Origin of the sequence: Erwinia sp. MYb416 (genome assembly GCF_037479575.1) — a bacterium.
Lineage (GTDB): Bacteria > Pseudomonadota > Gammaproteobacteria > Enterobacterales > Enterobacteriaceae > Erwinia > Erwinia rhapontici.
Genome location: NZ_JBBGYT010000441.1, coordinates 128726 through 151763, shown reverse-complemented (window position 1 = coordinate 151763; position 23038 = coordinate 128726). Strand labels below are relative to the sequence as shown.

Here is a 23038-nt window from a genome sequence, read left to right as displayed (position 1 = left end):
CCCTTAGAGTGCACTATCAGCGGATTAGCGCGTCGTGGTAGACGGGCTCTTCATAAAGCGGAAGAAGTCGCTATCCGGACTGAGCACCATGACATCCTGATTGCTCTTGAAGCTGTTTTCGTAAGCACGCAGGCTACGGATAAAGGCATAGAAGTCAGGATCCTGGCTGAACGAATCAGCAAACAGTTTCGCCACTTCCGCATCACCTTCACCCTGAGTAATCAGAGCCTGACGACGCGCTTCAGCCAGTGTACGTTCCACTTCATAATCTGCCTGAGCTCTGACCTTCGCGGCTTCTTCTGCACCCTGAGCACGCTGGCTACGGGCAACAGATTCACGCTCGGCACGCATACGTGCATAGATAGCGTCAGACACTTCCGTTGGCAGGTTAATCTGCTTGATGCGCACATCAACCACCTGGATACCCAACGCCGCCATACTGTTCGGGTTGATAGCCGGTTCGTTGCTGTTCGTCTCGCTTTCAACGCGTTTCGCTACAGATGCAATCGCATCATCGGCGGCTGGCGTTGCCACTTCATCATCCTGGCCTGCACTACCGGTGTTCAGCGCATCACGTACATCAGTCGTCAGACGGCCACGAGAGTCAGTCACGATGTCTTTGACATCCAGACGACCAATCTCAGAACGCAGACGGTCACTGAACTTACGTTTCAGCAGCACTTCGGCCTGAGAGACATCACCACCGCCGGTGGCGAGGTAGTAACGGCTAAAGTCGCTGACACGCCATTTGATGTAGGAATCAACGATCAGGTCTTTCTTCTCTTTAGTGACGAAGCGATCGGCCTGGTTGTCCATCGTCTGAATACGCGCATCAAGTGACTTCACAGATTCCAGGAACGGGATCTTGAAGTGCAGGCCTGGCGCGTAGACCAGAGGTTTATTTTCAGAATCGCGCAGTACTTTACCGAAGCGCATCACAATGCCACGCTGGCCTTCCTGCACAACAAACAGTGACGCGTACAGCACCACCAGCACAACAATCAATAGTACGATTAATGGCTTACGCATCGCTTACTCTCTCCCTTCGCGCTGGGTATCGTTACGCTGAGCATTCACCCGGCGCTGATCCATAATGTCGTCCGGACTGAACGACGAACTGCCGCTGGCGCGCTCGTTACTGCCTGATGCCGGTGGCAGACGCAGCAGACCGCCGCTTCCATCCTGACCACTGGCAGATGCACCGCCCTGGCCACGCATCAGCTGATCCAGTGGCAATACCATCAGATTGCTGCCTTTATCGTTAACCAGCACCTTGCGGGTATGGCCCAGCACGCGCTCCATGGTTTCGATATACAGACGTTCACGGGTAATCTGCGGTGCCGCTTTGTACTCCGGCAGAATACGCGCGAAGCTGTCGACTTCACCCTGCGCTTCCAGTGTGACACGAGATTTGTAGGCACGAGCCTGTTCCAGAATCCCCTGTGCATCACCACGTGCACGTGGCAGTTTGTCATTAGCGTAAGCTTCCGCTTCACGAACAGCCTGCTCACGGTTTTCACGTGCAGCAATCGCATCATCGAAGGAGGCTTTCACATCTTCCGGCGGACGCGCTGTCTGGAAGTTGACGTCCAGAAGGGTAATACCCATATCGTACGGACGCACAGTTTCTTCCAGCTCACGCTGGGTTTCGCTACGCACCACGGTACGGCCTTCGGTCAGAATACGGTCCATGGTTGAACGACCGATAACGCCACGCAGGGCGCTGTCGGTTGCCTGACGCAGGCTGTCATCAGCGCTGGTCACAGCAAACAGATAACGTTCCGGGTTGGTCACGCGGTACTGCACGTTCATCTCAACGCGCACAACGTTTTCATCAGAGGTCAGCATGGTGCCGGAAGCCGACAGCTCACGCACCGCCTCCACGTTCACCGCACGCACCTGATCAACGAAGGTCGGTTTCCAGTTCAGACCCGGCTCGACCAGATGACTGAACTTCCCGAAGCGTGTTACCACGCCGCGCTCGGCCTCTTTGATGGTATAGAAGCCGCTGGCAGCCCAGATAACCACTGCGGCTACCGCCACGATACCGACCAGACGTCCGGCATTGCCGGGTTTGCGCTGGCCACTGCCGTTGCCGTCACCGCCTTTTTTACCACCGCCCAGGCCACCGAGCTTATTGCTCAGCTTACGGAAGATATCATCTAAATCAGGAGGCCCCTTATCGCGCCCTCCTTTATTTCCCCCAGAGTTGCCGCCTTGGTTATTGCTGCTTCCCCACGGGTCGCGGTCCTGTCCGTTATTCCCGGGCTGATTCCACGCCATGTTTATACTCCATTAATTGTGTGTGCGGTGGTATCCCAGGCCGGGATACACGTGTCAGGCAACATCAGTTAAACAATATAATCGACCAGCGAGGGTTCCTGTTTACACAGGCGACGCCAGTCAACGATTGGCATGCGCACATGTAACCCTACGCTACCATCGTCTTCATTCCACTCTTTCTCTATCGCCTGCAACTGGTAAAAGCGGCTACGTAACCGCCCAGCTGCTGGCGGCAGGCGTAAATCATACTGCGCGATTTCACCGGCCAGGCGCTCAGTCAGCGCCTGGAATAACAGTGGAATTCCTTCCCCCGTCTGGGCTGAAAGCCAGACACGGATGGGCAGGTTTTCTTCATCACGGTCGATACGCGGAACAAAATCATCCAGCATATCGATTTTATTCATCACCAGCAGGCTGGGGATTTCATCGGATTCAATTTCTTCCAACACCACGTTGACCGCTTCGATGTTGTCATCAAGCCGGGCATCCGCTGCATCAATCACGTGCAGCAACAGCGTCGCCTCACGAGTTTCCTGCAACGTGGCTTTAAACGCCGCCACCAGATCATGGGGCAGATGGCGAATAAAACCCACGGTATCGGCCAGTACCACTTCGCCCACATCAACCACATCAACACGACGTAACGTCGGGTCGAGGGTGGCAAACAGTTGGTCAGCCACATACACCTCGGAGGTGGTCAGGCGATTGAATAATGTGGACTTACCGGCGTTGGTGTATCCCACCAGCGAAACGGTTGGGACATCGGCCTTGTTACGGGCCTGCCTGCCCTGCTCGCGCTGCTTAGAGACGCGTTCAAGACGGGAAAGAATCAGCGTAATACGGTTACGCAGTAAACGACGGTCGGTTTCTAACTGGGTTTCACCCGGGCCGCGTAGACCAATACCGCCTTTCTGGCGTTCAAGGTGCGTCCAACCGCGAACCAGTCGCGTGGCAAGGTGACGCAGCTGCGCCAGCTCAACCTGCAATTTACCTTCATGGGTTCGGGCGCGTTGGGCGAAGATATCCAGGATCAGTCCGGTGCGGTCAATGACGCGGCACTCACACAGGGCTTCCAGGTTTCGCTCCTGTGCCGGACTCAAGGCGTGATCGAACAGCACCACGGAGGCACCGCTCTCTTTTACCGCATCGGCAATTTCTACAGCCTTTCCTTCACCGACAAAATATTTGGGGTGTGGCGCCTTGCGGCTGCCTGTAACGACACGCAGCGCTTCTACGCCAGCAGAAGACACCAGAGTTTCAAACTCCTGTAAATCTTCTGTATCTCTGTCTTGCGAGAAATAGATGTGCACCAGTACGGCCTGCTCACCGGCATCATAACGGTCAAACAAACTGAAAACCTCTCGATACTTTGTTAAACCTGCTGCGCGTTGGCCATACTGCGTCAAAACCAGATTCAAAATGCGCGTTCAGCTCACTAAACGGCGTTTTTTGCATGGATTCACTTAATGTCTTAAGCGCAATAAGGAAGCCAGGCGTTAGATTCGTTGCCATAAAAATATTGCCAGGACGGGGAACCGCGATCAAAAGACTCCCCGTCTTGGAGGGACAGCCACGCTACTTATTCAGCGTCATCACTGTCTTGCTGAGGCTGAGAAGCTGCCCCCTGGTTACTTCCGCTATGATGATAGTTGCTGCTTCCGCCACCTGCATTGTTGCTATGGTGGGAGACCGGGCGGGACGGAACAACGGTAGAGATCGCGTGCTTGTACACCATCTGGCTAACCGTGTTTTTCAAAAGAATAACAAATTGATCACACGACTCGATCTGGCCCTGAAGTTTGATGCCATTTACCAAATAAATCGAAACCGGAACACGTTCGCGACGCAGTGCGTTCAAGAACGGATCTTGCAATGATTGCCCCTTAGCCATTCTATCTTTTCCTTATATGCTTGTTGTTTGTAACTTAAGAACCATAGGGTTCGAAATACGACGTAAAAAATTTGCGCAAGATAACGCACCAATTGTACACAATCACCCAGGCTTCGCACTAAGAACCTGTAACACTCTGTCGTATGCAACATCGGGCTGTTCGCTGTCAAGCCAGTGAACTTCCTTCCAGCCGCGTAACCAGGTCATCTGTCGTTTCGCCAACTGCCGGGTTGCGCAAATTCCCCGATAAACCATGTCATCGTAATCAATTTCACCGGATAAAAATGACCACATCTGGCGATAACCAACACAACGAATGGAAGGCATGTCCGTATGCAAATCACCTCGGGCAAAAAGCGCCCGAGCTTCCGCTTCAAATCCTGACGCCAGCATCTGATGATACCGCTGCTCAATACGCTGATGAATCAGTTCACGGCTCGCCGGTGCGATAGCAAACTGTGAGACATCATATGGCAGGGGATCGCCCGACGTTTTTGTCAGTTCCGTTAAAGTTTTACCCGAAATAAAAAAAACTTCCAGTGCTCGCGAGAGTCTCTGGGGATCATTCGGATGAATACGACTTCCAGCAACGGGATCTACATCACATAACTGGCGATGAAGGGCTTCCCAGCCTTCTTCGTTCGCCATCTGCTCAATACGCTGACGTACCTCTGGATCGGCCGAGGGCAACGGCGATAATCCTTCCAGTAACGCCTTGTAATAGAGCATGGTGCCTCCAACAAGCAACGGAATATTTCCCCGCCGGGTAATTTCCGCCATTTCGGCCAGTGCATCGCGCCGAAATTCTGCGGCCGAATAGGCCTCAGACGGATCGCGTATGTCCAGCAAATGATGGGGCGCGAGCGCAAGTTCTTCTGCGGATGGCTTGGCGGTACCAATATCCATCCCACGGTAGATCAGCGCTGAATCAACACTAATCAGCTCTACCGGTAACGCCTGACGCAATGCAATTGCCAGAGAGGTTTTACCGGAGGCCGTAGGCCCCATCAAAAATATTGCCTTAGGCAGGCCAGCCATGGATTGTTCACTCATGCTTCAGGGCGTTCATCGCCGATTCAATATCGATGTATTGCAATAATCCAGAAGGTGGCGACTTCACTAACTGCGGGCAAAGTCGTTCGACTTCAGCCAGCAAGGTAATCGCCTGCGAGTGATTCCAGTGCTGATGTTCAGAAACCGACTGGCGCGCTAACCACTGCGCTGTCTGGCTCGCTGAAGCATCTTGCTGCCGGGCCAGATACCCTAACATTTCTGGAATCAAGTTTTGTAAATTTTGTTGGCGTAATGGTAAAGGCACGGCGCGTAACATCACATGATGAGCGTCAAACAGCAGGTCAATGCCCATCTCGCTCAATAAGGCAGCATTTCGGTTACCTGCCTCGCGCTCTGCCTTCTCCAGCTTCAATCGGACCGGAATCAATAGCGGCTGAGGTTTCAACCCCTCGCTACCGGGCTCCAGCTGTGTCTGTTTCAGCCAGCGCTCTGCCACTGCCAGCGCGATTAATGCCACACCCGATGTTCCGTCAACCAGCGCATACTGTTCACGTACTACCGTCAGCACTCGCCCAAAGCTGTGCACATGCCCGCTCAACGGTGCCGGTTTGTCTTCTTTTGCGGCGACCGCCACGGGGCGCGGCTCTTCACTGCGTGCCGGGATGTTCAATAGTTGCTGATAGACGGCACCTTCACGTTTCTGATACTGCGGCTCCTGCCGCTGCCAGCTATTGCCGCCGCTCCCGGTATTTCCCGCCGGGGCAGCACGCGGTGGCGTCGCCGGCGCAGGTTCAGCAAAATGATTCCCCCCTGCCGCCTGGCGGTTTTCCGGCTGCCAACGTTCGGCAGAGGCAGAGGACATTTCAGGCAGTGTTTCAGCACCGGTTTCCTGTAATACACTCACCACGCCTTGATAAATAAAGTCATGCACCAGGCGCGACTGATGAAAACGCACCTCATGCTTCGCCGGGTGTACATTGACATCCACCTGATGCGGGTCAATTTCCAGATACAGGACATAAGCAGGCTGATGCTGCTCCCCCAGTTTGTCCTGATAGGCCTGACGGATAGCGTGATTGATCAAACGGTCACGCATCATACGGCCGTTAACATAGCAATATTGTAATTCCGTCAGCGCTTTTGACCCCACCGGGTCAGCCACCCAACCGCGTAAACTCAGATCGCCGTGCTGCCATTCAATGGCAAGGGCGTGAGTCATAAAAGCGGTGCCGCAGATGGCCGCCACACGGCGCTCACGCTGCGTACTATCACTGACGCCGCGATACTGACGCACCAGCTTTCCGTTGTGGGTGAGGGAGATCGCCACATCAAAGCGTGCCAGCGCGATACGCCGGATCACTTCATCAATGTGGGTAAATTCGGTTTTTTCGGTGCGCATGAATTTGCGGCGCGCCGGGGTGTTATAGAACAAATCCAGCACTTCCAGCGTGGTGCCTACCGGGTGCGCCGCCGGTTTGACGGTCACCGCCTGATCGCGCCCTTCGGCATAGGCTTGCCAGGCTTCGCTCTGCGCTTCCGTTCGCGATGTCAGGATCAGACGCGACACCGAGCTGATACTGGCCAGCGCCTCGCCACGAAATCCGAGGCTGATAATCGCCTCAAGATCGTCCAGCGTCGTGATCTTACTGGTGGCGTGGCGCGCCAGTGCCATCGCCAGCTCATCTTTAGTAATGCCGCAACCGTTATCACGAATGCGGATCAGCTTTGCGCCGCCTTTTTCGATATCGATATCAATGCGCGTTGCGCCCGCATCCAGACTATTTTCCACCAGCTCTTTCACCACCGATGCCGGGCGTTCAACGACTTCACCAGCGGCAATCTGATTAGCAAGTTGTGGCGGTAATACCTGAATGGGCATGATTTATCCTTAGAAAAGGGCCAGGCATGCCTGCCCCCTGGGGAGGGGCGAGGTATGCCCCGCACGAGATTATGACGCCGGAATTTTTAATGTCTGGCCAAGCATCACATTCTGAGACTTCATCTTATTCGCCTGCTGGATAGCCTGCGGGCTAACGCCATATTTCGCCGCAATCGCCGTCAGCGAATCGCCACGGACCACTTTATGCCGGGCCGGCTTTTTGCTTTTTGCCACACTGGCGATGGCGGCCGTTTTACTGCCTGCTGGCACTTTCAGACGCTGTCCCACCCACACCACATCTTTTTTCAGGGTGTTCATGGAGCGCAGTGTCGACATGCTGACACCGTAGCTGGCGGCGATACCGGATAACGTTTCACCGCGTTTCACCACATGGCGCTGCGTTGCGCCAGTGTATTCGGTCGCTGTTGGTGCCGGGTTAGCCTCGACTTCAACCGCCGTTGCGGCTTGCAACGGTCGGTTTTCCTCCTTTGGGATCGATTGTAGCGGGTGCGCCAGGAAGTAGTTGCGCAGGCCTTTATAAATCGACTCGGCAATCTTCTGCTGGTAAGCGCTACTGCCAAGCAGTCGCTCCTCCGAAGGGTTACTGATAAAGCCGGTTTCCACCAGCAGAGAAGGAATATCCGGCGAGCGCAATACGCCCAGGCTGGCATGTTCCGGCCGGCGTTTGTGCAGTGCGCCTACGCGTTGCAACTGCGCAATCACTTTCACTGCCACATCGTAGCCGACACGCTGCGAATGGCCGAACTGTAAGTCCAGCACTGCCTGGCTCAGGTAGGGATCGGCCTGGCTGTTGGCTAACAGGTCACCTGCCCCCCCCAACAGTTCTGATTGCTTCTCATGCTGCTCCAGCCAGCCTGCCATTTCACTATTGGCACGACGGTTCGACAGCACCCAGACCGATGCCCCGGATGCTGAGCGGTTAGGTGCGGCGTCAGCATGAATAGAAACCAGCATATTCGCATTCTGTTTACGCGCCACATCCGAACGCCCCATCACGGAGATAAAGTAGTCGCCGTCGCGGGTCATCACCCCTTTAAACATCGGGTCGGCATTGAGCAGCTCTTTCAGCTTACGCGCAATCGCAATAGTGACGTTTTTCTCTTTCAAGCCACCGCCGCCAATGGCACCGGGGTCCTGACCACCGTGACCGGCATCGATCGCCACAATCACCGTATCGTTGCTACTGGCCGCGCTGCGCGGGCGTGCGACCTGATTGCCGCTGCTGACCGACGTCACCGGATTAGCATCAAACGGGCTTTTCCCAGGCTGACTGGCTGGACGTGAACGGGAGACACTGCTGACTGGCGCATTGGGACTGGCGGTTTGTGCGGCAGGCTGCGTACCTGTAATGGTAAACACCACGTTGTAATTATTGCCGTTACGCTGGGTGACCGCACGCGTTTTCCCACGCTGGGTGAGCTCAAAGACAAGCCGGATACTCTGGCTGTCTTTCGCCGTACTGGAACGAATGCGTTTGACAATATTTTCACCGCTGAAATTCAGCGGCAGCCCTTGAACAATCCCGCTCTGGCGAATATCCAGCACCACCCGGTCCGGGTTATGCAGCGGGAAAAAGGCATAGACGGGCTGACCGGCAAAGCTCAGGGTCACTTCCGCCTGGTTACTGCCGTTCGAGACTTTAATATCCGATAAATTTGCCGCCAGTGAGCTAAATGAACAGCAGAACAGCGCCAGCAGACACCAGGCTTTCAATCGCAACATCATGCGCCACCCTGCTCAGCGGTCATCCGCGCCAGCATCACTTCACCCGCAGGCGAGCAGGCACGCAATAAGGCTTCGCGCGCATGCCCCTGATAACTGAGGTGCAGTTCCAGATCCGGCTCGGGCAGAACACCCGCGCCCTGCTGCGGCCATTCGACCAGACACAAGCTGTCAGGGCCAAAGTAATCACGAATTCCCATAAACTCCAGTTCTTCCGGGTCAGACAAGCGGTACAGATCGAAATGATAAACCCGGCGATCCGGCAGGACATAGGGCTCAACCAGTGTGTAGGTAGGGCTTTTCACATTGCCCTGATGGCCGAGTGCCTGCAAGAATCCGCGGCTGAAAGTGGTTTTACCCGCCCCCAGATCGCCATAGAGATAGAGGGTCGCCGCGCCATCACAGGCGCGGGCCAGGCGGGCACCCAATGCGAGGGTTGCTGCCTCATCGGGCAACGCAATTACACAGGTCATCATTCTTTAGTATTCGAGATCTCAGGATTGACAAACAGATACAGCTCGGAGAACAAATCGGTGGCTAACATTCCGCGTGTACCGCGACGTTGCGCCACTGCGTCTGCCGCCGCTCCGTGCACTACGCATCCTGCGCAGGCGGCATCGTACAGTGAGAGCTTTTGCCCTGCCAGGCTGCCGATGATACCAGATAACACATCTCCCATTCCCCCGCTGGCCATACCGGCGTTGCCGACATCAGCAATCGCCAGTTCGCCCTGCTCGCTGGCGATGAGCGTCCCGGCACCTTTCAGTACCACAACGCCACCATAACGCTTTTGCAGACGCCGTACAGCCAGTAAGCGGTCACTCTCAATATCGCTAACTTTAGTGTTCAAGAGCCTTGCGGCTTCGCCGGGATGCGGCGTAATAACCCGATTTTGACGTTTATCGGGGCTGATTGCCAGCAGGTTAAGCGCATCGGCGTCCCAAAGCATCGTTTTCTGAGTATTTTCTACCTTTTTCAAGGCTTTCTTACCCCATTCACCCTGGCCAAGACCGGGGCCAATCACAATGACATCAGCCCATTCCAGGCCTGCATCCAGCGTCTCTGCCGTCATCTCCTGCACCATCAGCTCGGGCCGTGCAGTCAACAGCGGGCCAACATTCTCAATGTGAGTAAGCACTCGCACCAGCCCTGACCCCGAACGTAATGCGGCCTCAGCCGTCATTCGAATGGCCCCGGCAGTGCCATGATCGCCCCCGATAACCAGCAGTCGCCCGTGATCCCCTTTGTGCGAGGTGGGACGACGAGGCGGCAGCCAGGCGGCCAGATGATGAGCATCGTAACGCGCGATGGGCGCAGACCGGGTCTGCAACCACGCATCAAGATTCAGACTGTGGCAATGTAGCTGACCGACATGGTCACGCGCCTTACCCGTTAGCAAACCTGGTTTTAGCCCCACAAATGTCAGCGTGTGTTGGGCATCTATTACCACTCCGGGCACTGTCCCGTTAGCAGCCACTAACCCCGAAGGAATATCCAGAGAGAAAACCGGCGCAGTATGGTGGTTTGCCTGCTCAATAAGACGGTCACAGGGAAAAGCAGGAGGGCGATTGAGACCGGTACCCAGCAGGGCATCAACAATGACATCTGTCTTTTCTGGCCATGCAAACGAGACATCGTGGATCACGCCTCCGGCCGCCAGCCAGTTTTCACGTGCCTGACGAGCTTCCTCCGGCAGCGCGCTGTCACTCTCCACCGCAATCAGGGCCACTTCCACACCGGCCGCCTGCGCCAGGCGCGCCACCACAAAGCCGTCACCGCCGTTGTTACCCGGTCCGCACAGAATCACCCAGTGTTGCGCATGCGGCCACTGCTGGCGCAGCAGACTGAAGGCAGCCTCCCCCGCTCGCTGCATCAATTCGAACAGGGTGATGCCAAGATTGTCCGCCCCCTCGCGCTCCAGCCTGGCTATCGCCTCCACAGGCCAGACAGAATAGGGTAAACTGACCGGGTCTTTTTGCTGGTTCAGGTCATTCATGTCGCATCCTCTCGATTTCCATCAACTCGCTCTGGATATTAAACAGTGGGGTCTTGACCTCGGCTTTCAGCAGGTGGGTATCTGTGATACCGACTTAACGCTGGAAGAGCCGCGTCTTCAGGCCTGGCTGGATAAACAATATCACGGAGAAATGGACTGGATGGCGCGTCATGGCATGATGCGCGCCCGTCCCCATGAACTGCTTCCCGGCACGTTACGGGTGATCAGCGTGCGGATGAATTATCTGCCGGCAAAAGCCGCCTTTGCCAGCACGCTGAAAAATCCGCGCCTCGGTTATGTCAGCCGTTATGCTCTTGGCCGCGATTATCACAAAGTATTACGTAATCGACTGAAAAAGCTCGGCGATAAGATCCGCGAACACTGTAGCGAGGCCCAGTTCCGGCCCTTTGTCGACTCTGCCCCGCTGTTGGAACGCCCACTGGCCGCCAAAGCGGGCCTGGGCTGGACAGGCAAACACTCGCTGATCCTTAATCGTGAAGCGGGGTCGTGGTTTTTTCTTGGCGAATTACTGATCGACCTGCCGTTACCCGTAGATCAACCGGTAGAAGAAAACTGCGGGCGCTGCGTGGCCTGTATCACCACCTGCCCAACGGGTGCGATTGTCGAACCCTATACCGTTGATGCCCGCCGCTGTATCTCCTACCTCACGATTGAGTTAGAAGGCGCGATCCCGGAAGAGTTTCGTCCATTAATCGGAAATCGTATTTATGGTTGCGATGACTGCCAGCTGATCTGTCCGTGGAACCGCTACGGTCAGCTCACCGATGAAGATGATTTTAGCCCGCGAGCGGTGTTACACGCTCCACCGTTGATCGAACTTTTTGCCTGGGATGAAGCGAAATTTCTGCGTATCACGGAAGGATCGGCTATCCGACGTATTGGTCATCTGCGCTGGTTGCGTAATATTGCGGTAGCGCTGGGCAACGCTCCCTGGGATGAAAAGCATCTGGCGGCGCTGGAAACACGACGGGGCGAAAACAACATGCTGGATGAGCATATCGACTGGGCTATTGGCTGCCAGTTAGCACGACGTGAAGAAAACAGGGTCGACGTTCAGAACAACCAGCAAAAACGTCTGGTTCGCGTCATTGAGAAGGGATTACCGCGTGATGCTTAATTGCACAACATACGGAATATTACCCACGCGGAATCTTTTCCACATGCTGTGAATAAAAATAAAAAGTCGTTGTCATTCAACCGTCACAGGAAGCACAAGTGATCCAGATAACAATTTGAAATATTCACAATAATAGACAAAACAGCAAGTTACGTATAACAACTAATTAGCGGCTGTTTTTTCGCGCGCGAAGATCAACAACATAGGCTGTGGATAAGTCTGTTTAAAACATTTTTGGCCCATGTAAAAACGGGCTACCGCACTGCGCTTAGCGCTGTGGATAATTTGGAAGGCAATTGAGAAAGATTTTTATTTGGAGCGGGAAACGAGACTCGAACTCGCGACCCCGACCTTGGCAAGGTCGTGCTCTACCAACTGAGCTATTCCCGCTTAGGAGTACTGCTGAATTTCTACGCTAAATATCTTATAACTACTTGATTGTTTTAGCTTTTAACTCTTCCTTCCGGAGGAGAGGTCGCTATTATGGACCCGTTTGCTGATGCTGGCAAGACTTGCGTGAAAAAAATTTAATGCCGATCGTGGCCTGTACAATTTTTGCACATAAGTACCCTGCACGGCGGCATTCGCTGACCACTGCAGGAAAGGCATGGCTTATCTTCAGGCATAAAAAAAGAGCCTTTCGGCTCTTTTTCTACAGGTTACAGACGATACATCTTGCCTGCAATCAAAATTTTGGAGCGGGAAACGAGACTCGAACTCGCGACCCCGACCTTGGCAAGGTCGTGCTCTACCAACTGAGCTATTCCCGCTTGGGTGGTGCTTTACTGCTTTAAAAATTGGAGCGGGAAACGAGACTCGAACTCGCGACCCCGACCTTGGCAAGGTCGTGCTCTACCAACTGAGCTATTCCCGCTCTGGGTAACGATGAAAATTCTTCACCGGTACGGGGTGCGCATTATACGAGAATTCTCTCTCCTCGCAACCCTGCCACTAACATTTTTTGTTTTTTTTCTTCCGACTGCCGATTAAAACGTCATTGCGCTGATTTAATCGGCATTTTTGAGCCATTTATCGGGGTTTCCCCCTTTTTCATCCAGATCGTTAAAACATCACAGCTGAATGAAATGCTCGCGGTAATAGGCCAGTTCTGCCACGGACTCGCGGATATCGTCCATTGCCTGGTGGGTGCCCTGCTTTTTGAATCCTGGCAGGATCTCCGGTTTCCAGCGACGCGCCAGCTCTTTCAGCGTGCTGACATCCAGGTAACGATAGTGGAAGTAGGCTTCCAGTTCCGGCATATATTTGAACAGGAAGCGGCGATCCTGGCCAATGCTGTTGCCACAGATCGGAGAGCTGTTGATGGGCACCCACTCTTTCAGGAACGCAATCGTGGCCTGCACGGCGGCTTCTTCATCGTACTGACTGGCTTTAACACGCTCGACCAGGCCGCTGTTGGTGTGCGTGCGCACATTCCACTCGTCCATTAACGCCAGTTGGGCATCGGACTGGTGGACAGCAAGTACCGGCCCTTCCGCCAGGATATTCAGATCGGCATCGGTCACCAGTGTGGCGATCTCAATAATACGGTCCTGCTCCGGGTCCAGCCCGGTCATTTCAAGGTCAATCCAAATCAGGTTGTTGGCATTGGCAGTCATAGTACGTCTCACAATGTATACTCGAATGATGCAGAGTATAGGGCTGCAGGGTTAAGTAGCGTGTATGATAGTCCTTTTGCCCTGTCAGGGCGAAATATGCAAAACCGGTGTGAGGAACAGTGACTAAAAACAAACTATCCAAGGGTCAGCAACGTCGCGTAAGTGCCAACCACGATCGTCGCCTGAAGCAGCGTGCTGATAAACCTGAGCCAGATGACAATCTGTTCGGTGAAGTTCGCGATGGCGTGGTGATCAGCCGTTTTGGTATGCATGCTGATGTGGAAGATGCGGATGGTTCCGTTCACCGTTGTAACATCCGCCGCACCATTCGTTCGCTGGTGACCGGTGACCGTGTGCGCTGGCGTCCAGGCGTTGAAGGCGGTGCCACCGTTAAAGGTATTGTTGAAGCCGTTCATGAACGTACCTCGGTACTGACCCGTCCTGATTTCTATGACGGCGTGAAGCCCATTGCGGCCAACATCAATCAGATTGTGGTGGTCTCGGCTATTTTGCCGGAACTGTCGCTGAACATCATTGACCGCTATCTGGTGGCCTGTGAGACGCTGGGCGTTGAGCCATTGCTGGTACTGAATAAAACCGATTTGCTGGATGATGAAGGCCGTGCCTTTGTTGATGAGCAAATGGATATCTATCGTCATATTGGCTACAACGTGCTGATGGTATCCAGCCATCGTAAAGAGGGGCTGGTTGAACTGGAGCAGGCACTGACCGATCGTATCAGCATCTTCGCCGGGCAGTCTGGCGTGGGGAAATCCAGCCTGCTGAACGCCCTTTTGGGGCTGGAACTGAGCCATGCTGAGATCCTCACCAATGACGTCTCAGATAACTCAGGCCTGGGTCAGCACACCACCACCGCCTCCCGTCTCTATCACTTCCCGCAAGGCGGTGATGTGATTGACTCCCCAGGTGTACGTGAATTTGGTTTGTGGCACCTGGAGCCGGAACAAATCACGCAAGGATTTGTCGAATTCCGTGACTATCTGGGTGGATGCAAATTCCGTGACTGTAAACATGACAACGATCCCGGCTGCGCGATTCGCGAAGCGGTGGATAAAGGTGAGATCAACGAATCGCGTTTCGTTAACTATCACCTGATTCTGGAAACCATGTCTGAAGTGCAGGGTAAAACCCGTCGCTTCACCACGGACAAAAACTGATTGCACCTGCCCGCGTGGCGTGAACCACCTGCAGCCGCCCTGAGAGTCAGGCAATAGCCTAAACCTCCGGGCGCTGCTACAATCCGCCCCCTTTTATTTTAAAGCGCTATACCCGTCTGATTTGAGCCAGGAGGCTAACGTGTTAGATCGTATTAAACTCGGCCTGAATAACTTACTGCCTAAAAAAGCCCTGACTGAACTGGCCGGCTGGGGTGCCAGCAAGCGCGGTGGATGGCTGACCAAAGCAGTGATTGATGCTTTTGTCTGGTACTACAAAGTGGATATGAAAGAGGCGCAGAAGCCTGATACCGCCAGCTATCGCACCTTTAACGACTTTTTCGTCCGCCCGCTGCGTGACGATGCGCGTCCGATTGAAACGGACCCGAACCTGCTGATCCTGCCTGCAGATGGTGCTATCAGCCAGCTCGGCCATATTGAAGGTGAGCAGATTTTCCAGGCCAAAGGCCATACCTATTCGCTGGAAGCACTGCTGGCAGGCAACGCCGCGATGACCGATATGTTCCGTGATGGCGAGTTTGTCACCACGTATCTCGCACCGCGTGACTACCACCGTGTACATATGCCGTGTAATGGTATCCTGCGTGAAATGATCTACGTTCCGGGCGATCTCTACTCCGTGAACCCACTGACCGCGCAGAACATTCCCAACCTGTTTGCGCGTAATGAACGCGTCATCTGTCTGTTTGATACTGAATTCGGACCAATGGCGCAGATTCTGGTGGGTGCAACCATCGTGGGCAGTATTGAAACCGTATGGTCCGGCACCGTTACACCACCGCGTGAAGGTGTGATCAAACGCTGGAGCTGGCCAGGTGCCGATGCCGAAGGTTCTGTCGTGTTGTTGAAAGGCCAGGAAATGGGCCGTTTCAAACTGGGATCTACCGTCATCAACCTGTTCGCACCAGGCAAAGTGAAGCTGGCTGAAAGCCTGGCGGCAGAAAGTAAAACCCGTCTTGGCGCCACGCTGGCCATCGCACTGCAGAAAGAAAGTGCGGAAGACGTCCTCCACCATCCATAGCGAATTGCCATGTCACGTCTGATTCTCACTTTTTTATTAGGCTGGAGCTTACTCCAGCCGGTTTATGCCGCCAGCGCACCGGATGCATCGCTGATCAAACAGCAGCTGGAAGAGGCGAAGTCAGACAAGACGTCGGCGAATCAGACGGCTATCGTCGATGCCCTGCAATCCACGCTAACCTGGCTGGACGAGCGTCAAAACTCGCTCAACCTCACTCAGGATTACCAGCAGGTCATTGACGATTTTCCTAAACTTTCCCGCGAGTTACGTCAGCAGGTCGTCACGCTGACGGACAGCAGCAAGCCTTTGCGCAGCAACATGAGTGCCGCTGACCTTGATCAGGAGATCTTACAGGTCAGCAGCCAGTTGCTGGAAGAGAGCCGCCAGGTTCAGCAGGAGCAGGATCGCGCACGCGAAATCAGTGATTCACTTTCCCAGTTACCGCAGCAACAAACAGAAGCCCGCCGGGCGCTGAATGAGATCGAACGCCGTTTACAGGGGCAACCCGCCCCGACCACACCGCTGGGTCAGGCACAGCTGGCACAGCGTCAGGCTGAGTCTGCGGCACAAAAAGCCCGGGTCGATGAACTCGAACTGGCACAGTTGTCGGCTAACAATCGCCAGGAACTGGCGCGTATGCGTGCCGAAGTACACCAGCGTAAAGCCGCCAGCCTGGATGCCTACCTACAGGATTTACGTAACCAGCTGAACAGCCTGCGCCAGCGTGAAGCTGAAATGGCGCTGGCCCGCACAGAACAGTTGGCGGAAAACAGCGGTGATATGCCCAAAGGCATCACCGAACAGTTCCGCGTTAACCGTGAACTGTCCAGCGCACTGAATCAGCAGGCGCAGCGTATGGATCTGGTGGCGTCGCAGCAGCGCACCGCCGCCAATCAGACCATCCAGGTTCGTCAGGCACTGAGCACCATCCGTGAACAGTCGCAATGGCTGGGCGTATCCAATGTGCTGGGCGAAGCGCTGCGTGCGCAGGTGGCTCGTCTGCCAGATATGCCAAAACCTCAGCAGCTGGATAACGAAATGGCCCAGCTGCGCGTCCAGCGTCTCTATTATGAAGACCTGCTGGAACGTCAGAAATCGCTGCTTCAGCTGCGCCAGGATGACAACAGCAATCTGACCGCAGAACAGCGACGCATTCTGGATGCGCAGCTGAAAACCCAACGCGAACTGCTCACCTCCCTGCTCTCCGGCTGCGATAACCTGATCCTTGGCGTGACCAAGCTAAAAGTCGGTAACAGCCAGCTGGTGGATGCGCTAAATGAAGTGAAAGAAGCCACGCACCGCTATCTGTTCTGGACGGCAGATGTCAGCCCGGTAGACTTCAGCTACCCGCTTGATCTGGCGCGCGACCTGCACCGTCTGCTGTCGCTGGATACCCTGGGCCAGCTGGGTGGCGCAATGGTGATGATGGTCACCAGCCGCGAAACCGTGCTGCCTCTGCTGGGCGCGATGCTGCTGGTCGGCTTCAGTATCAGCTCGCGCCGCCATTTCCGTAAATTCCTTGAACGCGCCTCCAGCAAGGTCGGCAAAGTCACCCAGGATCATTTCAGCCTGACACTGCGTACCGTATTCTGGTCGATTCTGGTGGCGTTACCGCTGCCGGTGCTGTGGGCGGCACTGGGTTACGGTTTACAGCATGCCTGGCCCTATCCTATCGCCATCGCCATCGGTGACGGCGTGACCGCCAGCGTACCGCTGCTGTGGGCCTTTATGGTCAGTAATACCTTTGCCCGTCCTCAGGGTCTGTTTATCGTCCATTTCCGCTGGCCACAAACCCGCGTGGCACGCGCTATGCGTTTCTACACGCTGTGCATCGGCCTGGTCGTGCCGCTGATGATGATGCTGATCGCCTTCGATAATCTCGAAGATCGTCAATTCTCAGCCACCCTCGGGCGTCTGTGTTTTATACTGATTTGTGGTGCGCTCAGCATGGTGACCGTCAGCCTGAAGCGTGCCGGTATCCCGCTGCACCTCGACAAAGAGGGCAACGGTGAGAACTTTATTAATAACGTGCTGTGGAATGCGATGATCGCCATTCCGATGGTGGCGGCACTGGCTTCCTGCATCGGCTATCTGGCCACCGCGCAGGCTCTGCTGGCACGTCTGGAAACCTCGGTGGCCATCTGGTTCCTGCTGCTGGTGATTTACCATATTATCCGCCGCTGGATGCTGATCCCGCGGCGACGCATCGCTTTTGATCGCGCCCGTCAGCGCCGTGCTGAAATCCTTGCTCAGCGTGCACGCGGCGAAGAAGAAGTGGCTGCACAACAGACCGCCGTCGATAGCGTGGATGTGGAAGAGCCGGTCATTGATCTTGATGCCATCAGCGCACAGTCATTACGCCTGGTACGCTCAATCCTGACGCTGATTGCGCTGGTCTCCGTGATTGTGCTCTGGTCAGAGATTCACTCCGCCTTTGGTTTCCTGGAAAATATCCGCTTGTGGGATGTCAGCACCACCGTTCAGGGCGTCGAAAGCCTGCAACCGATCACGCTCGGATCGGTGATGATCGCAGTCCTGGTGCTGATCATTACCACCCAGTTGGTGCGCAATATGCCTGCCCTGCTGGAGCTGGCGCTGCTGCAACACCTTAGCCTGACGCCAGGGACCGGTTATGCGATCACTACCCTGACGAAATATCTGCTGATTCTGATTGGCGGCCTGGCGGGGTTCTCGCTGATTGGTATCGACTGGTCGAAATTACAGTGGCTGGTCGCCGGTTTAACCGTGGGGCTGGGCTTTGGGCTGCAGGAGATCTTCGCCAACTTTATCTCTGGTCTGATCATCCTGTTTGAGAAACCGATCCGCATCGGGGATACCGTCACGATCCGCGAACTCACCGGCAGCATCACGCGGATTAACACCCGTGCCACGACGATTACGGACTGGGATCGCAAAGAAATTATCGTGCCGAATAAGGCCTTTATCACTGAACAGTTTATCAACTGGTCGCTGTCGGACTCCGTCACCCGCGTAGTGCTGACGATCCCGGCACCGGCTGAAGCCAACAGCGAAGAAGTGACCAACGTCCTGCTGACGGCTGCACAGCGTTGCAGCTACGTGCTGGATACACCGCAGCCGGAAGCGTTCCTGGTGGATTTACAGCAGGGTATTCAGCTGTTTGAGCTGCGCATTCACGCGGCAGAAATGGGGCACCGTATGCCGCTGCGCCATGAGCTGCATCAGTTGATCCTGCGTGGCTATCAGGAACACGGGCTGGAAATGCCGTTCCCACCGTTCCAGGTTCGTATGGAAACTATTGGGCGTAAAACCCCGGCCAGCAACGGCGCACCAGCGGCAAGAAACTACAAATCGGGCGGGTTATAAGAATCTGAACCATGGGGCGATCGGAAAAAATAATCGCCCCCGACACCCAAGGGCTGACCTTGTTTTTCGGTCAGCCCGTTTCACCCCGCCGAGGAATTAACAACGGTCGACGGTGAACGCGATCACATCACTGAGCTGCTCTGCTTTCAGTGCCAGCATCACAATACGATCAACCCCTAATGCCACACCGGAACACTCCGGCATACCGTGCGCCAGCGCATCCAACAGGTGGGTATCAATCGGCTGCACGGGCAGACCCGCAGCCGCACGCTTACGGTTATCCTGCTCAAAACGCAGACGCTGTTCACGGCTGTCGGTCAGTTCACGGAAACCATTCGCCAGCTCAATACCTTTGAAATAGACCTCGAAACGCTCGGCCACGCGATGATCTTCCGTACTGATCTCTGCCAGCGCCGCCTGACTGGCCGGAAAGTGATAGACGAACGCCGGTTTCTCTTTACCGATTTCAGGTTCCACACCCAGCATAAACAACAGTTGAAGCAGCGTATCGCGATCTTCTTCACGATGGGCGAGATCGCCAGCGCCCAGTTTTTCAGCCGCTTCGCGCAACTGCGCTTTGTCAGCAGACAGCGGGTCAATCTCCAGATGACGAATAAACGCCTGCTGGTAGGAAAGCGTCTCGGCCGGAGCACACTCCAGCACCTGTTGCAGCAGATCGTCCACCTCGTTCATCAGGCGGTACATATCGTAGTGCGGGCGATACCATTCCAGCATAGTAAATTCGGGATTATGGTGGCGCCCCATCTCTTCATTACGGAAACTGCGACACAGCTGGAAAATCGGCCCGCTGCCTGCGGCCAGCAGACGCTTCATATGGTATTCAGGGCTGGTCATCAGATAAAGATCGATACCGGCAGCGGCACCTGGGCCAACAAACCGGGTCTGGAATGGGAACAGATGCACATCGGTCACCGTCGCCTGGCTCATGGCCGGGGTTTCCACTTCCAGTACGCCACGATCGGCAAAGAAACGCCGGATTTCAGCCATGATCGCCGCACGCTTTAATAAATTGGCGATAGATGCACTTGGCTGCCAGCTAGCCGAATCGCTCATCTTTTTTACTCCAAAGTCAGTAGGGGCAAGAAGTCTACCTGTCCGGGCCGCAACACACAATTCTACGTCGAAAAAACCAGCAACACGCTTTCCACAAAAAGTGAAGGGTTTTTATCACTTACCCGCCGAAATGCCCGAACACATCAAATTGGCGCCATTTTAACCCCCTTATACTGGGCCGCGACTGTCGGGTAGAGCCACCCGCTTTGCCTCTGGAAAAATCTCAAACACAAAATACCCACCATGGTTCGCGTGGCAGAAAAACAGGCAACACACATGTTGCGCGACGTATGCAGGGTATAAGGGAGAAAATTGTGCAAACCCTGAATGCCGATTTAGTCATTGTTGGTGCTGGTGGAGCCGGGCTGCGTGCTGCGATTGCCGCCGCAGAAGCCAACCCGCGATTGAAGATTGCTCTGATCTCCAAAGTCTATCCGATGCGCAGCCACACTGTGGCCGCCGAAGGCGGTGCCGCCGCCGTCACTCAAGAGCAGGACAGTTTCGATTCTCATTTTCACGATACCGTTGCCGGGGGCGACTGGCTGTGCGAACAACCCGTGGTGGACTACTTTGTTCAGCACTGCCCGCAGGAAATGGCGCAAATGGAGCAGTGGGGCTGCCCGTGGAGCCGCAAAGAAGATGGCTCCATCAACGTCCGTCGTTTTGGCGGAATGAAGATTGAACGCACCTGGTTTGCCGCCGATAAAACCGGCTTCCATATGCTGCACACCCTGTTTCAAACCTCGCTGAAATACCCGCAAATCCAACGGCTTGATGAGCATTTCGTCCTCGACCTGCTGGTGGACGATGGCGTGGCGCACGGTCTGGTCGCGATCAACATGATGGAAGGCACGCTGCTGGAAGTACGCGCACAGTCAGTGATCCTCGCGACCGGCGGCGCGGGCCGCGTCTATCGCTACAACACCAATGGCGGCATTGTCACCGGCGATGGTATGGGCATGGCGTTTCGCCACGGCGTCCCACTGCGCGATATGGAGTTTGTTCAGTACCATCCCACCGGCCTGCCGGGTTCCGGCATTCTGATGACGGAAGGCTGCCGTGGTGAGGGCGGTATTCTGGTCAATAAAGACGGTTACCGTTACCTGCAGGATTACGGCATGGGGCCGGAAACTCCACTCGGGGAGCCAAAAAACAAATATATGGAGCTAGGCCCGCGCGACAAGGTTTCCCAGGCTTTCTGGCACGAATGGCGTGCAGGGCGCACCATCGCCACACCACGCGGGGATGTCGTCTATCTCGATCTGCGCCACCTCGGTGAGAAAAAACTGCGCGAACGTCTGCCGTTTATCTGCGAACTGAGCAAAGCCTATGTCGGCGTGGACCCGATTACGGCTCCGATCCCGGTGCGTCCGACCGCGCACTACACCATGGGCGGCATTGAAACCAACGCCGAGTGTGAAACGCGTATCCAGGGTCTGTTTGCCGTGGGTGAATGTTCCTCCGTTGGACTGCACGGGGCGAACCGCCTCGGCTCTAACTCGCTGGCAGAGCTGGTGGTGTTTGGGCGCCTGGCGGGCGAGCAAGCCGCACAGCGCGCTTCCCAGCCACATCCGTTGCGGGATGCCGCACTCAGCGCTCAGCGCAACGACATTGAAAAACGACTGCACGGGTTGGTGAATCAGCAGGGCAGCGAAAATGCGGCCACGCTGCGTGATGAAATGGGCATGGCGATGGAAGAAGGCTGCGGCATCTACCGCACCACGGAGCTGATGCAAAAAACCATCGATAAGCTGGCGGAGCTGAAGCAGCGTTTTTCTAACCTGCGTGTGACCGACACCTCCAGCGTGTTCAATACCGAACTGCTGTACGCCGTTGAACTGGCCCACGGGCTGGATGTGGCGGAGTGTATGGCGCATTCAGCCATTCAACGTAAAGAGTCTCGCGGCGCACATCAGCGGCTGGATGAAGGCTGCACCACACGCGACGACGAACACTTCCTGGCGCATACCCTGACCTTCTTCAACCCGCAGGGAGCGCCTTCGGTCGCTTACGATCCGGTGACCATTACCCATCTGCCGCCTGCTGCGCGCGTGTATGGCGCGGCCTCTGAGGGCAGCACCCACAAGGAGCCTGGTCATGAGTGAGAGCAAAAGCCGTCAAATCAACATTATGCGCTACAACCCGGAGACAGACCGCGTCCCGCGTAACGAGATTTTTGACGTTCCCTGGGATGAAACCACCTCGCTGCTTGATGCCCTCGGCTATATCAAAGACAACCTGGCTTTTGATCTGTCGTATCGCTGGTCATGTCGTATGGCGATTTGTGGTTCTTGCGGGATGATGGTGAATGGTGTCCCCAAACTGGCGTGCAAAACCTTCCTGCGCGATTACCCGGCCGGCGTCAAAGTAGAACCACTGGCAAACTTCCCGATCGAACGCGATCTGGTGGTGGATATGACTCACTTTATGGAAAGTCTGGAGGCGATTAAGCCCTGGGTGATTGGTAACCCGCGGGAGGCCAGTGAAGGCCCGGGCCTGCAAACCCCGGCGCAGATGGCGAAATATCATCAGTTTTCCGGCTGTATTAACTGCGGTCTGTGCTATGCCGCCTGCCCACAGTTTGGCCTGAACCCTGAATTTATTGGCCCTGCGGCGATCACCCTCGCCCACCGCTATAACCTCGACAGCCGTGACCGGGGTAAAGCACAGCGTATGCCGCAGCTTAACGGCATTAATGGCGTCTGGAGCTGCACCTTTGTCGGCTTCTGCTCCGAAGTGTGCCCAAAACACGTCGACCCGGCGGCGGCTATCCAGCAGGGCAAAGTGGAGAGCAGTAAAGACTTCCTGATCGCCACCCTGAAACCCCATTAAGGAGGCTGTA

General features: G+C 55.3%; 17 protein-coding genes and 3 tRNA genes. 6 read left to right on the top strand and 14 right to left on the bottom strand.

Annotation, left to right across the window (positions count from 1 at the left end):
* Nucleotides 1–24: 24 nt before the first annotated feature.
* From hflC to nnr, 9 genes are all read right to left on the bottom strand, one after another.
* The gene (gene hflC / locus WH277_RS24125; protein ID WP_133842555.1) at nt 25–1029 is read right to left on the bottom strand and encodes a protease modulator HflC; all 1005 of its coding nucleotides are present in this window, start codon (nt 1027–1029) and stop codon (nt 25–27) included.
* 3 nt (nt 1030–1032) lie between these two features.
* A complete protein-coding gene (gene hflK / locus WH277_RS24120) occupies nt 1033–2283 on the bottom strand; it encodes an FtsH protease activity modulator HflK (RefSeq protein ID WP_133842556.1) in 1251 nt (416 codons plus the stop codon).
* 68 nt (nt 2284–2351) lie between these two features.
* Nucleotides 2352–3632, bottom strand: a complete 1281-nt coding sequence (hflX, locus tag WH277_RS24115) for a ribosome rescue GTPase HflX (protein WP_133842557.1) — start codon at nt 3630–3632, stop codon at nt 2352–2354.
* A 230-nt stretch (nt 3633–3862) separates the two neighbouring features.
* Nucleotides 3863–4174, bottom strand: coding sequence for an RNA chaperone Hfq (gene hfq / locus WH277_RS24110; RefSeq protein WP_339507239.1), 312 nt, complete (start codon nt 4172–4174; stop codon nt 3863–3865).
* Between the two features lie 102 nt (nt 4175–4276).
* The gene (gene miaA, locus WH277_RS24105; protein ID WP_167864323.1) at nt 4277–5227 is read right to left on the bottom strand and encodes a tRNA (adenosine(37)-N6)-dimethylallyltransferase MiaA; all 951 of its coding nucleotides are present in this window, start codon (nt 5225–5227) and stop codon (nt 4277–4279) included.
* The gene (gene mutL / locus WH277_RS24100; protein WP_339507237.1) at nt 5220–7067 is read right to left on the bottom strand and encodes a DNA mismatch repair endonuclease MutL; all 1848 of its coding nucleotides are present in this window, start codon (nt 7065–7067) and stop codon (nt 5220–5222) included. Before mutL ends, miaA begins: the two co-directional genes overlap by 8 nt.
* Nucleotides 7068–7136: 69 nt before the next feature.
* Nucleotides 7137–8813, bottom strand: coding sequence for an N-acetylmuramoyl-L-alanine amidase AmiB (gene amiB, locus WH277_RS24095; RefSeq protein WP_133842560.1), 1677 nt, complete (start codon nt 8811–8813; stop codon nt 7137–7139).
* A complete protein-coding gene (gene tsaE, locus WH277_RS24090) occupies nt 8810–9286 on the bottom strand; it encodes a tRNA (adenosine(37)-N6)-threonylcarbamoyltransferase complex ATPase subunit type 1 TsaE (protein WP_133842561.1) in 477 nt (158 codons plus the stop codon). The genes amiB and tsaE overlap by 4 nt, the downstream gene beginning before the upstream one ends.
* On the bottom strand, nt 9283–10806 hold the full coding sequence (gene nnr, locus WH277_RS24085; protein WP_133842562.1) for a bifunctional ADP-dependent NAD(P)H-hydrate dehydratase/NAD(P)H-hydrate epimerase: 1524 nt from the start codon (nt 10804–10806) through the stop codon (nt 9283–9285). The genes tsaE and nnr overlap by 4 nt, the downstream gene beginning before the upstream one ends.
* On the opposite strand from nnr, the gene queG reads away from it, so the two are divergent.
* A complete protein-coding gene (queG, locus tag WH277_RS24080; RefSeq protein ID WP_159336792.1) occupies nt 10805–11944 on the top strand; it encodes a tRNA epoxyqueuosine(34) reductase QueG in 1140 nt (379 codons plus the stop codon). The two genes, nnr and queG, sit on opposite strands and share 2 nt — an antisense overlap.
* A gap of 314 nt (nt 11945–12258) precedes the next feature.
* Here the strand turns inward: queG and WH277_RS24075 are convergent.
* The 4 genes from WH277_RS24075 to orn all read right to left on the bottom strand — a co-directional run bounded on the left by WH277_RS24075 (nt 12259) and on the right by orn (nt 13560).
* Nucleotides 12259–12334 (bottom strand) — tRNA-Gly (locus WH277_RS24075).
* Nucleotides 12335–12638: 304 nt separating this feature from the next.
* Nucleotides 12639–12714, bottom strand: a tRNA-Gly gene (locus WH277_RS24070).
* Between the two features lie 28 nt (nt 12715–12742).
* Nucleotides 12743–12818 (bottom strand) — tRNA-Gly (locus WH277_RS24065).
* A gap of 196 nt (nt 12819–13014) precedes the next feature.
* Nucleotides 13015–13560, bottom strand: coding sequence for an oligoribonuclease (orn, locus tag WH277_RS24060; protein ID WP_133842744.1), 546 nt, complete (start codon nt 13558–13560; stop codon nt 13015–13017).
* A gap of 119 nt (nt 13561–13679) precedes the next feature.
* On the opposite strand from orn, the gene rsgA reads away from it, so the two are divergent.
* The 3 genes from rsgA to mscM all read left to right on the top strand — a co-directional run bounded on the left by rsgA (nt 13680) and on the right by mscM (nt 19122).
* A complete protein-coding gene (gene rsgA, locus WH277_RS24055) occupies nt 13680–14738 on the top strand; it encodes a small ribosomal subunit biogenesis GTPase RsgA (protein ID WP_133842564.1) in 1059 nt (352 codons plus the stop codon).
* A gap of 139 nt (nt 14739–14877) precedes the next feature.
* Complete coding sequence (gene asd / locus WH277_RS24050) at nt 14878–15777, top strand: archaetidylserine decarboxylase (RefSeq protein ID WP_133842565.1); 900 nt, start codon at nt 14878–14880, stop codon at nt 15775–15777.
* Nucleotides 15778–15786: 9 nt separating this feature from the next.
* Entirely contained in the window at nt 15787–19122 is a 3336-nt protein-coding gene (mscM, locus tag WH277_RS24045; protein ID WP_339507233.1) for a miniconductance mechanosensitive channel MscM, read from the top strand.
* A gap of 96 nt (nt 19123–19218) precedes the next feature.
* Here the strand turns inward: mscM and epmA are convergent, their stop codons facing one another.
* The gene (epmA, locus tag WH277_RS24040) at nt 19219–20196 is read right to left on the bottom strand and encodes an elongation factor P--(R)-beta-lysine ligase (RefSeq protein WP_133842567.1); all 978 of its coding nucleotides are present in this window, start codon (nt 20194–20196) and stop codon (nt 19219–19221) included.
* Nucleotides 20197–20510: 314 nt separating this feature from the next.
* On the opposite strand from epmA, the gene frdA reads away from it, so the two are divergent.
* On the top strand, nt 20511–22301 hold the full coding sequence (frdA, locus tag WH277_RS24035; protein WP_339507231.1) for a fumarate reductase (quinol) flavoprotein subunit: 1791 nt from the start codon (nt 20511–20513) through the stop codon (nt 22299–22301).
* Nucleotides 22294–23028: a succinate dehydrogenase/fumarate reductase iron-sulfur subunit gene (locus WH277_RS24030; RefSeq protein WP_227535187.1), complete on the top strand. Its 735-nt coding sequence runs from the start codon at nt 22294–22296 to the stop codon at nt 23026–23028. Before frdA ends, WH277_RS24030 begins: the two co-directional genes overlap by 8 nt.
* The last annotated feature ends 10 nt before the right edge of the window (nt 23029–23038 follow it).